Annotated in this window: 13 protein-coding genes; 3 read left to right on the top strand and 10 right to left on the bottom strand. The window is 50.9% G+C overall.

The genetic code is table 11. From position 1 onward, the window contains the following. Nucleotides 1-12: 12 nt before the first annotated feature. The 7 genes from nirB to GC101_RS08220 form a co-directional block, all read right to left on the bottom strand. Complete coding sequence (gene nirB / locus GC101_RS08190) at nucleotides 13-2,439, bottom strand: nitrite reductase large subunit NirB (RefSeq protein WP_171716803.1); 2,427 nt, start codon at nucleotides 2,437-2,439, stop codon at nucleotides 13-15. 204 nt (nucleotides 2,440-2,643) lie between these two features. Next, the gene (locus GC101_RS08195; protein ID WP_171716804.1) at nucleotides 2,644-3,345 is read right to left on the bottom strand and encodes a hypothetical protein; all 702 of its coding nucleotides are present in this window, start codon (nucleotides 3,343-3,345) and stop codon (nucleotides 2,644-2,646) included. Nucleotides 3,346-3,488: 143 nt separating this feature from the next. Continuing rightward, nucleotides 3,489-4,184 carry an iron-sulfur cluster repair di-iron protein gene (ric, locus tag GC101_RS08200; RefSeq protein ID WP_171716842.1) on the bottom strand — a complete coding sequence of 232 codons (696 nt, stop codon included), beginning with the start codon at nucleotides 4,182-4,184 and terminating at the stop codon, nucleotides 3,489-3,491. A gap of 141 nt (nucleotides 4,185-4,325) precedes the next feature. Further along, complete coding sequence (locus tag GC101_RS08205) at nucleotides 4,326-5,048, bottom strand: hypothetical protein (RefSeq protein ID WP_171716805.1); 723 nt, start codon at nucleotides 5,046-5,048, stop codon at nucleotides 4,326-4,328. Nucleotides 5,049-5,401: 353 nt separating this feature from the next. Then, nucleotides 5,402-5,719, bottom strand: coding sequence for a winged helix-turn-helix transcriptional regulator (locus GC101_RS08210; RefSeq protein WP_042138775.1), 318 nt, complete (start codon nucleotides 5,717-5,719; stop codon nucleotides 5,402-5,404). Between the two features lie 126 nt (nucleotides 5,720-5,845). Further along, nucleotides 5,846-6,175, bottom strand: coding sequence for a hypothetical protein (locus GC101_RS08215; protein ID WP_171716806.1), 330 nt, complete (start codon nucleotides 6,173-6,175; stop codon nucleotides 5,846-5,848). A 32-nt stretch (nucleotides 6,176-6,207) separates the two neighbouring features. After that, nucleotides 6,208-7,143 (bottom strand): Gfo/Idh/MocA family protein, encoded by a 936-nt coding sequence (locus GC101_RS08220; protein ID WP_171716807.1) that lies wholly within the window; start codon nucleotides 7,141-7,143, stop codon nucleotides 6,208-6,210. A 147-nt stretch (nucleotides 7,144-7,290) separates the two neighbouring features. Here GC101_RS08220 and GC101_RS08225 point away from each other — a divergent pair, with 147 nt between their 5' ends. Beyond that, nucleotides 7,291-7,899: a TVP38/TMEM64 family protein gene (locus GC101_RS08225; RefSeq protein WP_171716808.1), complete on the top strand. Its 609-nt coding sequence runs from the start codon at nucleotides 7,291-7,293 to the stop codon at nucleotides 7,897-7,899. A gap of 91 nt (nucleotides 7,900-7,990) precedes the next feature. Beyond that, nucleotides 7,991-8,977, top strand: coding sequence for a peptide-methionine (S)-S-oxide reductase MsrA (gene msrA / locus GC101_RS08230; protein ID WP_171716809.1), 987 nt, complete (start codon nucleotides 7,991-7,993; stop codon nucleotides 8,975-8,977). Between the two features lie 181 nt (nucleotides 8,978-9,158). On the opposite strand, the gene GC101_RS08235 is transcribed toward msrA, so the two are convergent. Beyond that, on the bottom strand, nucleotides 9,159-10,304 hold the full coding sequence (locus GC101_RS08235) for a DUF4349 domain-containing protein (protein ID WP_246354210.1): 1,146 nt from the start codon (nucleotides 10,302-10,304) through the stop codon (nucleotides 9,159-9,161). 373 nt (nucleotides 10,305-10,677) lie between these two features. On the opposite strand from GC101_RS08235, the gene GC101_RS08240 reads away from it, so the two are divergent. Beyond that, on the top strand, nucleotides 10,678-10,830 hold the full coding sequence (locus GC101_RS08240) for a DUF1540 domain-containing protein (RefSeq protein WP_081972158.1): 153 nt from the start codon (nucleotides 10,678-10,680) through the stop codon (nucleotides 10,828-10,830). Between the two features lie 187 nt (nucleotides 10,831-11,017). Here GC101_RS08240 and metE read toward each other — a convergent pair whose 3' ends face one another. Both metE and GC101_RS08250 read right to left on the bottom strand, forming a co-directional pair. Next, nucleotides 11,018-13,318, bottom strand: a complete 2,301-nt coding sequence (gene metE, locus GC101_RS08245; RefSeq protein ID WP_171716811.1) for a 5-methyltetrahydropteroyltriglutamate--homocysteine S-methyltransferase — start codon at nucleotides 13,316-13,318, stop codon at nucleotides 11,018-11,020. Nucleotides 13,319-13,571: 253 nt separating this feature from the next. Then, on the bottom strand, nucleotides 13,572-14,432 hold the full coding sequence (locus GC101_RS08250) for an undecaprenyl-diphosphate phosphatase (protein WP_171716812.1): 861 nt from the start codon (nucleotides 14,430-14,432) through the stop codon (nucleotides 13,572-13,574). Nucleotides 14,433-14,443 lie beyond the last annotated feature (11 nt).

Below are 14,443 nucleotides of genomic sequence, written 5' to 3' on the forward strand. Positions count from 1 at the left end.
TCTCCCTTCAGGCTAGACCCGTGTCTGTTCGAACAGTGCTGTGCGGGTGCCGTTGTCATCCAGCATCTTTTTCCATGGATCACTGACTTGTGCCAGGGCGAAGTCAATCCGTGCAGCGAGTTCTTTCCGGTTGTCGTCACTGCCCAGAATAACGGTCTGGATATGCTCAAGGCCCATACGTTCTACCCATTCTGAAGTTCTCTCCAGGTAATTGCCGGTTTCACGGTAATACTGCATTACGGCGGAACAGACCTCGACCAGCTCTTCATCGGTTCTTACCTTGCAGAAGGCATCTGCGATCCGCGGTTTAATCCCGCCGTTTCCGCCGATGAATACTTCCCAGCCGCCGTCGTTGCCGACAATGCCGATATCCTTCGTGCAGGATTCTGCGCAGTTGCGCGGGCAGCCGTTGACTGCCATTTTGAATTTGGCCGGCATATCCAGCCGTTCGTATTTGCGTTCAAGCTGAGCGCCCATCTCCATGGAATCCTGTGTACCGAAACGGCAGAACTGTGAACCGACGCAGGTCTTGACCGTACGTAAGGATTTCGCATAGGCATAACCGGATGGCATATCCAGCTCCTCCCACACCTTCGGCACATCTTCTTTTTTGACACCGATCAGGTCCAGACGCTGTCCGCCGGTCACCTTCACGACCTTCACATCGTACTTCAGGGAAACATCGGCGATGCGCTTCAAATCTTCTGGGGTGGTAACCCCGCCGTACATACGCGGAACAACCGTATAAGTCCCGTCCTTCTGAATATTGGCGTTCATCCGTTCATTAACGAAGCGCGATTCCTTCTCGTCCTCATGAGTGTCCGGATAGATCATACCCAGATAATAGTTCACCGCAGGACGGCATTTAGAACAGCCTTCGGATTGCTTCCAGTCCAGCACATGCATAACTTCTTTGGTGGTTTTGAGTCCTTTAGCCGTAATTTCGGCTACAATCTCATCCCGGCTAAGCGGGGTACAACTGCAGATCCCCTGCTTGGCACTTTGCTGAAAGCTATCTCCCAGAACGAACTGCAGAATCTGCTCAACAACTGGCTTACAGCCACCGCAGGAACGGGTCGCTCCGGTGCAGGCTTTGATTTCATCCACTGTAGTGAAGCCATTCTCCGTAACGGCATCAACAATCGCCTTTTTGGTAACCCCGTTGCAGCCGCAGACAATTTCTTCATCGGCCATTGCTTCAACGGATAGACCTTTCTTGGCTCCGCCTCCGCCGCAGCAGCCTGTGCCCATGACCTCGCCATAGATCTCATCGGTCATTTCTGTTCCCTGCTTCACCAGCTTCTGCAGGCTCGCTGATTCGGTTACATCACCGAACAGAACCGCACCGACAATAATGTTGTTTTTGAGCAAAATCTTCTTATAGGTTCTCTTCCACTCATCCTTGGCGGATATGACGGTATGCTCTGCTGTTTCGGTGAACTCTCCGGCCGAGAAAACATCAACACCGGAAATCTTGAGCTTCGTCGCGACAACCGAACCTTCGTATCCCGGAGTCTGCACACCAGACAAATGCTTGGCCAGTACCATCCCCTGCTCGAAAAGCGGCGCTACCAGACCATAACAGGTCCCCCGGTGCTCTGTACATTCACCGACAGAATATACGTTAGCCATAGAGGTCTGCAAATAGTCATTGACGACAATCCCGCGGTTAACCTCGATGCCGCTATCCTTGGCAAGCTGAACATTAGGTTTAATTCCGACTGCCATGACCACAAATTCTGCGGGCAACTCACTGCCGTCACTGAAGCGCAGCCCGGTAACCCGCTCTTCTCCAGTCAATTCGACCGTCTGCTTGCCCATGGCGAATTTCACACCTTGACGCGCAAGCTCCGCCTGCAGCATGGAAGATGCCGTACGGTCCAGCTGCCGTTCCATCAGATCCTCAAGCAAATGCACAACGGTAACGTCCATCCCCAGATTCACAAGGCCTTTGGCTGCTTCAAGACCAAGGAGACCTCCGCCGATAACAGCTGCCGTACGGTACTGCTTCGCTGCGGCCAGCATGGCATCGCAATCTGCGATATCACGGAAGCCGACTACCCCGTCCTTTGTACTGCCCGGAACAGGTAATATAAACGAATTAGAACCCGTAGCAATGATAACCTTGTCGTAATGAACCGCCTGTCCGTTATCTGTAATCACCTGCCGGGTTTGTTCATCAATCCGGATGACAGTCGTTCCAGTATGCAGGGTAATATTGTTATCCTCATACCACTGACGGTCATTCAGGATAATATCTTCAATGGTTTTACTGCCTTCGAGAACATAGGACAGCATAATCCGGTTGTAATTGGGATGCGGCTCACTGCCGAAGATCGTGATATCATAAGCGCCGCCCAGCTTTAAAATCTGTTCAATAGTGCCTACACCCGCCATGCCATTGCCAATCAGCACTAACTTTTCTCTGTTCGCTGTCACTGGTAGGACCCTCCTTCAAAACTCAGATTCCTTCACAAACTTGCTTTATAGTGAAATTATACTGCCCAAAATTCCCCGGCATTTGTGATTCCAGTCACATTAAATGTGAAACATTTCACATAAAGTATTAGACACAAAAAAAAGGACATCCGCGCACTCGGCACAGAAATCCTTGTATCCGCTAAACGGATTCCGTTATCGTAATTACTTCAGAACCAGTGATATCTCCAGCTTGTCCTGCGGTCTGAGCTTCATATCCACTCCGTTGCCCAGCAGCGCTTTATCATTAACCTTCAGTTTCCACTCCTCACTGCTGAGTGGGGTGTAATCCATTACGGTGAGAACTGTCTTGTTATTTTCTGCCAGCTTAATCATCCCGCTGTTCTTCATAAGTCCCTTCACGGACAAATCTTCCGTAAAGGACAGCACATGCGAATGCGTCAGTTCAGGCTGTTCGCTCCCGCCGTTCACCGTAAGGATAACCGGTTGAAATAACGCTCCGGCTGCGGACGGCTTCGCCGAGAAGACAATAGCCGCTCCAGCCTCGATTGTACTGTTCCAGTCCGTAAGTTTCTTGCTGTTCACTTGTACTTCCCACATCATATCCTGACTAAGCGCAACCCTGTTGACCTCAAGAATACTATAGCCGTCTGCAGCAAAAGTAACGATCCCGCTCTTTCTCAGCAGTTCTATGATGGAATTACCTTCTATATAAGCTTCGTTAAGCAGTCTGCCGGAGGTTCCGGCCATTTCACGTTCACCCACCAGAATTGAAAAAGATAGTCCTGTGCTGCCGCTTCCGGCGCTGCCGCCGGTGTTCCCCGGTCCCAGAACCGAGCTGCAGCCGCTGGCTGTGATTATAAAAACAAGGCACAGCAGTAAGCGCCCCATCCATTTCGTGGACATTCCACGGCACCGCCTTCTTATGTAATATCCCTGACTCTTTAAGGATACCGCATAGAAGAAATGTTCTCAAATTATTTCTGTTCTGAACCTTACGTTCTATATAACAAAAAAGTCCCCGGAGGGACTTTCCGTAGTACTACATTTTATTGATAACGCAGGAACAGGTTATTGTTCTCCAGATGCACATGCTCGAAGGTCATACCTTCCAGCTCCTCAAGGCGTGCATAGGTCAGGCGGTAAGTCGTGCAGGCATGCGCAGGCGGTGTGTAATCATTGGTTACCCGGCGGAGCTCGCGGAGGATCTCACCGGCACCGTCATGCTCAGCTTCCAGATTATGCAGCAGGCCGCGCAGCTCCGATAGGCCTTCTTCAGTCGGGTTCTGTGTGTAGGCGAGCATTTTAGGGAATTCGCTCTCTTCTTCCTTCGCCGTATGCTGAAGCAGATCTTCGCGCAAAAGATTAAACAGGCGGTGCATCTCACCCAGATGCGGAGAATCCTCGCCATGAACGCGGAAGACTTTGGTTACATTCTGGCTGATTAACGGAAGCTCTTCACGCAGGTAGCGGTGATGCTTGTTCACGATATAATTCACCAGCTCTTCAGAGGAGGCCTCGTTCCAGGCTGTATCCTCTTCCAGCACCGGATGCTCTTCCTGCAGCTTGTTCAGATCCTGAATCATCGCTTCCGGATCAAGCCCTTTCTCGGCAGCAGCTTCAGCCAGCGGCTTCGCGCCTCCACAGCAGAAATCAATGCGCTTAGCCTTGAAATAATCCGCAGACTTAGGGAACTGCAGGACGATGTCTCTGACCATTGCTTCAGAGGTGAAACCTGATTGAATTGTTATATCGTTTAATTGATTGGACGCCATTGTGGCCCCTCCTCATGTTATGGGTATAGGTTTTTAGTTGCTGATCACCTTTACACCTTAACACCGGCAGGAAGACGGACTAGTGATTGTACGCACTGGATATATAAAATTTTATTGAACAGTCGCCTGCATATATGTCCGCTTGCCTTGCGCATCCTTCAAATAGGGTCCAAGACCGGCAAACCGTGAATGATCCACATACACTCCAGTCATCCACCTGCCTTCGGTCAGACCTCCATTCCACTGCAGCACCAGATCCGGGGCTGAGATCCATTCCTGATAGACTCTGATATTCTTATCCTTATATTCTTTGGCTTGTTTATTCATTTCCATTAACGGGGTCTGTGTCATATAGGTAGGCACGAAATATACAGAAATAAGCTCCAAATCATCTGCGCTGAGAAAAGCTTCTTCACCTAAGTAAGGCTGGAGCAGCAGCGTATTCTCATACATCGACCAGATTACCGCCTGCAGCACCATACTCTGACTAATGCCGTTATGAAAGGTGAAGCGGCGCGGCGGGCCGGAGGTATCGCTATCCGTAGCAGTCACAGGCTCCAGACAATGCCGCTCACAACCGATGCATTTCCAGCCGGAGGGGCTTTGAATCCACTTCTGAAACACACTGCCGCTATCATTGTCCCCTTTGTATAGAGAGGATATGATCTCATAAGGCACGCCAATCCAGGCATCCCATAATGAAGCGGGAAGATGGCTATGAAGCATAAACAACACCTTGTCATAAATCAGCTGCACTCTAATTGAAGCAGTCTCCAGTTCAGCGACATCCTTTTTTCCATAAGCTATTTCGCGGGAAAACAAGGTGATGGTCATGATCCTCGCCTCCTAAAAGTTTTGTGAGCTTAAACATCCCTGAATCAGCATCGTTCAAAACTTGCATCGAAAGCATACGCTTGGTTTTGTGAGCCTAAACATCCCTGAATCAGCATCGTCCAAAACTTGCCTCGAAAGCCTCGTCTTAGTTTGCTTGCCTTAACTTTGGCTTATTCAGATCCTCCTTAGGCTTTTCCCAGTTTTGTCAGCGCTTCCACACATCCGTAACTTTAGTTTGTTCTATTATATTACACAGGTTTGGACACAGTGCAAGTTTTATTTAGCAGAACCGAAGCAAAAACCCCTTAAACCGGAGACCGGTAAGGGGCTGTCATTAGGAATATGAAACGTAACTACTCAACCCAGCTCTCGGCCCAGAACTGAATTTGCTGCATAACCGGCTCAAGCGCCCGGCCTTTGACCGTTAATTCATACTCAATGCGCACCGGTGTTTCCGGATATACATGACGTACCAGAATGCCTTCACATTCCAGATCCTTCATACGCTCGGACAGCATCTTATCGCTCATTGTCGGAATCAGTCCGGAAATATCCTTGAACCGCTTAGGGCCGCTCATCAATGTCTGAATAATAAGTCCATTCCAACGTTTGCCTAAAAAAGAAAAGGCCGTCTCGAATCTCGGGCACATCGTCAGTTGATGTTCTTCCATTGTTTTTCACCTCTCACTTGTGAAGCTTACTATTAGTTAGTATATATAATTTTACCACATTTATTCTGTAATGAACATCGTTTACCAAAAAAAAGTTCATTAACCATAACTATTATATCTTCGTTGTCAATCCCTTGTGTCTGCTTTCTGCTCCCGCTGATGAATCGCCTCAGTTACCACGTAAGCGAGGTCATCATTGCTATATAGCGATAGTACACCAAGTACGGTGTCATCGGAGATAAAACCGGACTCTTCCTCGGATACAGTCAGTGCCAGTGCATTGCTGAGCGCCTGATTGCCCTCCTGCTGCGGATATGCCTGTAAATACAGTGCGTGCGGGTCCAGCTTGTTATTCACGCACCACTGGGCAAAAACAAGAATCATCATTTCCTCATCCCGTTTGTAGCTTTCGATAATTCTCTCTTCCATTGACTTGCCGTAATCCTGATCCTCCATGTTGTTCTCCTCTCTGCTGCTAATCTGAAATTTCAACGGCTGAGCTTCGCTGCCAGCTCATGACTCGGCAGTACGGCTGAGGCGGAAATGCCGCATTGCTCCGGTGTTGCGATGTGACTCAGGTAATGGCTGACGGCTCCGCTGAAGCCTCTGCGCTCCAGTATAGTGTCCCAGCTGCCGAAATTCTGCGTGCGCGGCAGGGAACCCTGCTCATATAATGTCGCCCGTTCCATGTCTGTCACTTCTACCGATCTGCCGTTTCCGTGCAGCTCCAGCTTCTCCAGATCAGCACCGGCATCACGCACCATGCTGTATATTCCGGTTGCTCCGCTCTTCCAGTCCAGCTGCCCCAACGACTGCAGCAATCTGTCCTCCGCATCTGTCTTCAGGCTGCTGTGAAGCAATTCATAATCGCCGCCGCACAGCCATAGCAGCAGATCCAGCATATGGATTAGATCATCATGAATGGTTTCATGGCTTGTACCCTGCTGCAGCTTCGTCCGGTGCTTGATTGCGATGCATTGGCTAATGCCTCCGGCTTTCAGCAGCCAGGACTTGGCCGCCATATACATCGGGGCATAGCGGCGGTTGAAGCCAACCCCCAGCAACAGTCCCTTGTTCTCTGCGAGCTCGGCCATCCGCCGGGATTCTTCCAGATCATAAGACAGCGGCTTGTCCACATATACGGACACCCCATGCTCCAGGCAACGGGTAACCAGTTCATAGTGTGTAGGTGTTGGACTATGCACGAATACAGCATCAAGATCCCACGATAACAGCTCATTCAGTTCTGTTGTCCCTTTCTGTAGACGATAGGTTTGAACTGCCCGCTGCACCGTCGCAGAGGAATGGCTGTGTACCCCTACAATTTCCGCCTGATCATGACGGGAGAGCAGCGGCAAATAGACTTTACGGGCAATATCGCCGATGCCGATTAATGCCACTCTTTTGCGTACAGGTATATTCATTGAGGTATCTCCCTTAAATATTGGGGATTTCTATCCCTTATAGGTGTATTATACCGTGACAAGCGGCGGCGACAATGATCTTTGCTTCAATAATCACTTTTTTTTCAGTATGATGAAATGTATGGAGTGAAGAAGGGGCATAGTAAAATGAGAAAATGGCTGACGGTAATTCTGTATGTTTCGTGTATAATCCTCGCGTTTATCTACAGGTATGAGATTCTGGCCTGGCTCAAAGAGGACCATAACCTGCTTCTGTCCATGCTTGCAGCCACTGTTCTGGCCTTGTTTCCGGTAATCCCCTACAAGCTGATCATCGGTCTGTTCGGATACGCCTATGGAAGCCTGGCGGGAGCGTTAATATGCTGGAGCGCAACCACATTGGCTGCAGCGATCGTGTATGGTCTTGTTAAATTTATGTTCCAGAATAAATCCATGACTTATCTGAACTCGATTTCGGCGCTGGATAAATTCACCGGGGCCGTGCAGCGGCGTCCGTTTGCCTCTGTAGTCCTCGCCCGGCTGGCGCCTGTAATTCCGCAAATGGCCGTAAATATCTACGCCGGTGCTGCCGGACTGCCCTTCTGGAGTTATCTTGCAGCAACCGGCCTTGGTAAAATCCCGGGGATTACCCTGTACGCCTTCCTCGGCGGCCAGATGTTCCAGCATCCGCGCAGTGCGGCCATTGCCGTGATTCTCTACATCGCCGTGCTTGCAGCTGCCGGATTCTCCATGCGGCCGCGGTCCGCTAAACTCTGAGGGGTATCCGTCAAGCTGGCAGAGTGCAGCTATTTGATTTATAATTAAATTGTGATCTATTTAATTGCATTCTATAGATGGAGGGATATTAATGAGTGAAGTTCAATCTGATTCTATAAACGTCAAGACGGAAAAAGCTACGTTCGCCGGAGGATGCTTCTGGTGCATGGTATCCCCGTTTGAAGAACTTCCCGGTATTGTCGAGGTAATCTCCGGTTATACAGGCGGTCATACCGCGAATCCGACTTACGAGGAAGTCTGCTCGGAAACGACCGGACATGTCGAGGCTGTGCAGATTACGTTTAATCCGGATATTTTCCCATATACCAAGCTGCTTGAGCTGTTCTGGCAGCAGATTGACCCTACCGATGCCGGAGGGCAATTCCATGACCGCGGAACCTCCTATGGTACGGCGATCTTTACCCATTCGGAAGAGCAGCGGCAGCAGGCTGAGGCATCTAAGGCAGCACTGCAAGCCAGCGGACGTTTCTCTGCTCCTATTGTGACTCCGATTCTTCCGGCTAAGCCTTTCTATCCGGCCGAAGAATACCACCAGGGATATCACCACAAGAATCCCGGCCATTACAAGCGTTACCGCAAGGGCTCCGGGCGGGAAGCTTTTATCGAAGCCCACTGGACTCACAACGAGGACAAAAAAAGCCTGAAGGAGCGCCTGACTCCGCTGCAGTATGAAGTTACACAGAACAGCGCTACCGAATCCCCCTTCCGCAACGAATTCTGGGACCATCACGGGGATGGAATCTATGTGGATATTGTTTCCGGTGAACCCCTGTTCAGCTCACAGGATAAATTCGATTCCGACTGCGGCTGGCCGAGCTTCATGCGCCCGATCCGCGATTATGCAGTCAAGGAGAAAACTGACCTCAGCCATCTGATGATCCGCACAGAAGTGCGCAGTAAAACAGCCGATTCCCATCTCGGCCATGTTTTTAATGATGGTCCCGGGGCAAACGGGCTGCGCTACTGCATCAATTCGGCGGCTTTACGTTTTGTTCCCAAAGAAGATTTGGAGAAGGAAGGCTACGGCGAGTACCGCGTTCTTTTCCAGCATGCTTGACGCAGGTCGATAACGGCCGCCTCATCCACCCATAAGTCATCGCTACAGCAGAAAGCCTCCAGCCCTGTCATACGGGTTTGGAGGCTTTTTGTTATGAGCGTTACCGCTCTTATATAAACAAACTCATACCGGGTGGCCCGGCAGGCCGTTCTGAAATTCTCTGACCGCTCAAGTCAGCTGCTTATTTGTTATCCTTATCACTGTTATCCTCTTCCGGAGCAGGTGCAGCAGGCATCTCAACATCACGGTCCAGCAGTTCCCGGTTCTGTTCACGGTTACCCTGGCGTATCTGTTCGAAGTGCTCCCGCTCCCGGCGCTTAAAGATTCTACGGAACCAGATCACGATGACCACAACCACTCCAGCCACGATCAGCACCGGAAGTGCAGCCGCCAGCACAACTACAAGCCACTGGAACATTACAGATAATGCCTTCATGCTGCCCTGCAGTGCCTCCGAAGCGCGTTCACCCAGCGGTCCTTGTTTTGTCACTTGCGTGACGGCGATGCTCTCCTCTGTCTGGTAAAGGCGAAGCTCCACGGTCGAGAAGGATACGTTCTGGTCGATATAACGCATTCTGCCTTTGATCTGTTCGATTTGCTCCTGGATTGCACCCAACTGGTTGGCAAACTGCACGAGATCTGCAGGTTTGGTCGCTTTTTTCATGAAATCGATATATTGGGTCTCCATCATCTGCTTAGCCTTGAGGCGTGACTCCAGATCTACGTACTCTTCCGAGACATCCTGCCCCTGAATACTTCTCTGCAGCTTCTCATGTTTGACCTTCTCCAGATTATTCAGAAAAGAAGAGAAGCCCGACGCCGGCACCTTGAGGATAAAGGTTCCGCCCTGTTCATATTCAGACATATTCTCTGAAAATTCAATAATGTAACCGCCTGCCAGTGTGATCATATTCCGCACTTCGGTCTGTGCCGCCCCGTAATCGGCTACCTCCATGTTGAGGTTCGCCTTATAGATCAGCTTTTTGTTCAGCCCTGCCACGACATCGGTTCCCGTGAACCCGGCTGAAGCGTCTGCCGCCTGCTCTGCTCCCGTATTAGGGACTGCAGGATTCGCGCCGCCGCCTTGCACCGCATTCTGATCATTCACAGCCACCGTGGAAGTGGAATTGAAATTATCGGTCATTTCCTTTGCCGCCGGTACACTCGCAGCTGAGCCTTCTTCCGCCGCCGCCGCTGATTCAGCGGTCATCGCACTGTTTGCTGTATCCGCCGCCGAATTGGAATTGTTATTGCCTGCCCCGCAACCCGCCAGAACCACTGCCAAAACAATTAAACACAACAAAGAATGCAGACCCCATTTTCGCATGTTCATTCCTCCAAAAGTGTAATTGCGAAAGGCCGTTATATCTATAGATCTCTTCCGCGCTTATACCCTTTGACGTTCCAAAAGCTGGAAGGTTGCAGACAATTAGGAGGATGGCAGTCTTTTTTTGTGTTTTTTTCCCATATCGGTAAAAATACCAAACAGGACCACTCAGCAGCTGAATGATCCCGTTTGCGTAATATCTCTTTTTTTGTTACAATTGTAGTGTCTGAAAAAGACAAAAAACACCAAATACCCTCCATTCTCAAGGAATAAGGGTAAAGTGCTGTTCGGACAAGCTCCACCTTGCCGGACAGATCTATTCAATTGCTAACTGATTTATGATGCCAACTACTATAAGAGGAGGTGAACCCTCATGGCAAAAGACGTATTGTGTGCAGTTAACTCCTGTACCTACTGGGCTGAAGAAAACAAATGCAAAGCTGAGTCCATCTTCGTTGCTTACCACAGCTCCAAAGAACCTACTCAGTCTGAAGAAACAGATTGCAAAACCTTTGAAAGCAAATAATGGCTGAAGAATATTGAAGGGACCCTCCACGGTTCCTTCTTTTCTTTTTCTCATTTTATCAAGAATGATAATTATTATCAAGTGTTTCTTGCAAAAAAATGAAAATAAATCACTATAACCAGAGTGAATTACCCTGAATATAGTGATTTATTTGTGCCCGGCAGCTTTTACAGATTAGCTAAAATGTTTACCGGCTGACTGCCCCGCTCTTCTCCCGTACAAGGACCGCCGCCTTCACCATATTTCGCAGTGCGGCTGTGGTCTCTTCCCATCCGCGAGTCTTCAATCCGCAGTCCGGATTAATCCAGAACTGCTGCACATCCAGAGCGCGGAGCGCCCGCTCGATAGCTGAGGTCATCTCCTCTACAACTGGAACCCGCGGACTGTGGATATCGTAGACTCCGAGTCCGATGCCCTTATCATATTCCTGCTCCTCGAAGCTTACGATCAGCTCCCCGTGGCTGCGGGAGGTCTCAATCGAGATAACATCCGCGTCCATCGCCGAGATCGAACCAATCATGTCGTTGAATTCGCTGTAGCACATATGCGTATGCACCTGGGTCGTATCTTTGACATGGTTCGTCGCAATCCGGAACGATTTCACGGCCCAGTTCAGGTAATGCTCATGATCTCCCGCCTTCAGCGGCAAGCCTTCGCGGATGGCAGGTTCATCGACCTGGATCATCTCAATGCCCGCCTCCTCCAGGGCTGTCACCTCATGGCGCAGCGCAAGTGCGATCTGCCCTGCGACGGCTTCACGGCTGAGATCATCGCGGACAAAGGACCAGTTCAGGATCGTGACCGGACCCGTCAGCATCCCCTTGACCGGGAGCTTCGTCAGCGACTGGGCATACAGACTTTCTTTGACGGTCATCGGCTGGATAAAAGCAACATCGGCATAGATAACGGGCGGCTTCACGCAGCGTGAGCCATACGATTGAACCCAGCCGCCCCCGGTGAAGAGATAACCGGCCAGCTTCTCTCCGAAGAATTCGACCATATCCGTCCGCTCGAACTCACCATGTACCAGCACATCCAGCCCGAGCTCCTCCTGAAGGGTGATAGCCTCAGCGATTTGACGCTTGATGAACCCGTCATAACGCTCCTGGGTCCATACCCCCTTGCGCCACTTCAGCCGGGCCTGGCGGACCTCAGCCGTCTGCGGGAAGCTGCCGATGGTGGTTGTAGGCAGCAGCGGCAGACGCCACTTCTCCTGCTGAACCTTCACCCGCTCTGCAAAAGGAAGACTGCGGTTGTCCGGCAGCTTCGCAAGCGACTGTACCTGCTCAGCTACATCCTCACGCCCGCGTTCCGGGAGGGCACGGAATACAGCAAGCACTTCACGGGTTGCGGCCAGCTCCGCTGCATAACGTTCAGTGCCCCCGTCTGCAGCTGCAGCAATAAGAACCAGCTCCGCAAGCTTTTCATTGGCGAAGGCTAATGCATTCTTGACCGCAGATTTCAGCTTGTCTTCCCCTTCCACTGTAACCGGCACATGCAGCAGGCTCGAAGCGGGCTGAAGAATCAGCTGCTCTTGTGGCACATATTTCTGCAGTTCAGCAACCAGCTCCAGCTTGGCATCTATATCCGAACGCCAGATATTGCGTCCGTCGATAATTCCGGCAGCCAGGGTCTTATCCTGAGGCCAGCCCAGGCGGGCAATGGACTCCAGGTTTTTGCCTCCGTCATGGACGAAATCCAGGCCTAGGCCTTGCACTGGCAATTCCAGCAATGCCTCCAGCGGCTCGGCAGCTTCGAAATAGGTCTGCACAATAACATTAAGGCCCGGTACTGAAGCGGCGATCTCCCCGTAGATAGTCTTAAGCAATGCGATGTCCTCTGCCGTTAAGCCCGTTACAATTGCCGGCTCGTCGATCTGTACCCAGGCCACGCCTTCCTGCTGCAGCTCCTGCAGCAGCTGCACGTATACCGGCAGGAAGCGGGCAGCAACTCCAGCTATTTCGGCAGCCGGGAATCCCTTAGACAGCTTGAGGAAGGTATAGAGCCCTACTATAACAGGCTTGCCTTCTATACCTGCCCGCTCTTTGGCGAAGCGGTAGGCAGCCAGCGGCTTATTCTCTGTCAGGACAGGTGTAATGCTGCCAATCTCAGGCACGATGTAATGGTAATTCGTATTGAACCATTTGGTCATCTCGCAGGCCGTAGCTCCCGCATTGCCGCGGGCCATAGCAAAGTACAGGTCGAGCGGAATCTCTCCGCCCTGATAACCGTAGCGCGCGGGTACAATTCCGAACATCGCGGCGGTATCCAGCACATGATCATAGAAGGTGAAGTCGCCCACCGGAATCAGCTCGATGCCGGCCTGCTGCTGGGTCTGCAAATGCTGGAGCTGAATTTCTTCCATCTGTGCGCGGAAATTCTGCTCATCTATTTTACCGGCCCAGTAAGCCTCCAATGTCTTTTTCCATTCACGGTTCTTGCCGATTCTCGGATAGCCGAGGCTGCTTGTCTTAATTCCTTTGCTCATTTATGTCCGCTCCTCTTGGGTTAAGTTAGGTGCTGCATCCTTAATCTGCTGCCATCTTACTTCACATTTTCTGCGGTCCGCAACAGATTCCGGGGAGTTTGGCTATACAGATTCCTTATAACAAAAGCAAATCCCCCCACAAAGCTGGGCTATAGCTTCGGGAATCACTCATTTACTTTCCGGGGACTCCGAACATAATAAAAGCCGCACGCTCCAATGAAGGAGGTGCGGCTGTGGCAACCGTGCAGACGGCTCAGAACCAGATCAGATAGACTACACCGGCGAGAATAATCCGGTAGATGGCGAAGGGCAGCAGCTTGATTCTGTTAATCAGCTTCAGGAAGAAGCGCATCGACAACAGCGCGAACAGGAAGGCGCTGATAAAGCCGGCGATGAAGAACGGCAGGGCATCCAGCGTGAAGTACTGCCAATTCTTCAGCAGCGAAATCAGGCTCGCTCCGGCCATAATCGGCACAGCCATAATGAAGGTGAAATCGGCAGCCGCGCGGTGGCTCATCCCCAGCAGCACGCCGCCGGAAATCGTCGATCCGGACCGAGAGAAGCCCGGCCACAGGGAGACACATTGGATCAGTCCGACCGATAGCGCCTGCCTATATGTAATCTGGTCAACACTCTCTGTTTTGATGGTTTTGGGTGCAAACCGGTCGGCGCAGATCATAAATATGGCCCCAACGACCAGTCCGATCAGTACTGTAGAAGTGGAAAATAAATGCTCATCAATGTAATCCTCGAACAGAAAACCGAAGATTCCGGCGGGAATCAGACCTACGATTACCTGGGCTAACTTCAGACGGCCTTCAGCAGGCGCCTGCGGCTGCCCCTCTGGCACCACCGCCAGTTCCTTGCGGCTGAATTTCTTCAGCCCGAGCAGATCGATGAACCGGTTACGGAAAATGATCACTACAGCAAGGATGGAGCCCAGCTGAATAACAACCTTGAACGTGTTCGCCGTATATTTTCCCAGAAATTCCTGCGACTTAAGCCACATATCATCCACGATGATCATATGACCGGTTGAGGATACCGGAGCAAATTCAGTCAGTCCTTCTACAATTCCCAGTATGATTGCTTTGACAATGGTCAGCAGCTCCATGGTTATCCTCC

Origin of the sequence: Paenibacillus phytohabitans, assembly GCF_013141775.1 — a bacterium.
GTDB classification, from domain to species: domain Bacteria; phylum Bacillota; class Bacilli; order Paenibacillales; family Paenibacillaceae; genus Paenibacillus_AQ; species Paenibacillus_AQ phytohabitans.

Excerpts from the sequence above, each read along its gene's own strand:
- GC101_RS08195 (WP_171716804.1), bottom strand. The coding sequence starts at position 3,345 with ATGTCCACGAAATGGATGGGGCGCTTACTGCTGTGCCTTGTTTTTATA.
- GC101_RS08205 (WP_171716805.1), bottom strand. The coding sequence starts at position 5,048 with ATGACCATCACCTTGTTTTCCCGCGAAATAGCTTATGGAAAAAAGGAT.
- GC101_RS08210 (WP_042138775.1), bottom strand. The coding sequence starts at position 5,719 with ATGGAAGAACATCAACTGACGATGTGCCCGAGATTCGAGACGGCCTTT.
- GC101_RS08215 (WP_171716806.1), bottom strand. The coding sequence starts at position 6,175 with ATGGAGGATCAGGATTACGGCAAGTCAATGGAAGAGAGAATTATCGAA.
- GC101_RS08220 (WP_171716807.1), bottom strand. The coding sequence starts at position 7,143 with ATGAATATACCTGTACGCAAAAGAGTGGCATTAATCGGCATCGGCGAT.
- GC101_RS08225 (WP_171716808.1), top strand. The coding sequence starts at position 7,291 with ATGAGAAAATGGCTGACGGTAATTCTGTATGTTTCGTGTATAATCCTC.
- msrA (WP_171716809.1), top strand. The coding sequence starts at position 7,991 with ATGAGTGAAGTTCAATCTGATTCTATAAACGTCAAGACGGAAAAAGCT.
- GC101_RS08235 (WP_246354210.1), bottom strand. The coding sequence starts at position 10,304 with ATGCGAAAATGGGGTCTGCATTCTTTGTTGTGTTTAATTGTTTTGGCA.
- GC101_RS08240 (WP_081972158.1), top strand. The coding sequence starts at position 10,678 with ATGGCAAAAGACGTATTGTGTGCAGTTAACTCCTGTACCTACTGGGCT.
- metE (WP_171716811.1), bottom strand. The coding sequence starts at position 13,318 with ATGAGCAAAGGAATTAAGACAAGCAGCCTCGGCTATCCGAGAATCGGC.
- GC101_RS08250 (WP_171716812.1), bottom strand. The coding sequence starts at position 14,432 with ATGGAGCTGCTGACCATTGTCAAAGCAATCATACTGGGAATTGTAGAA.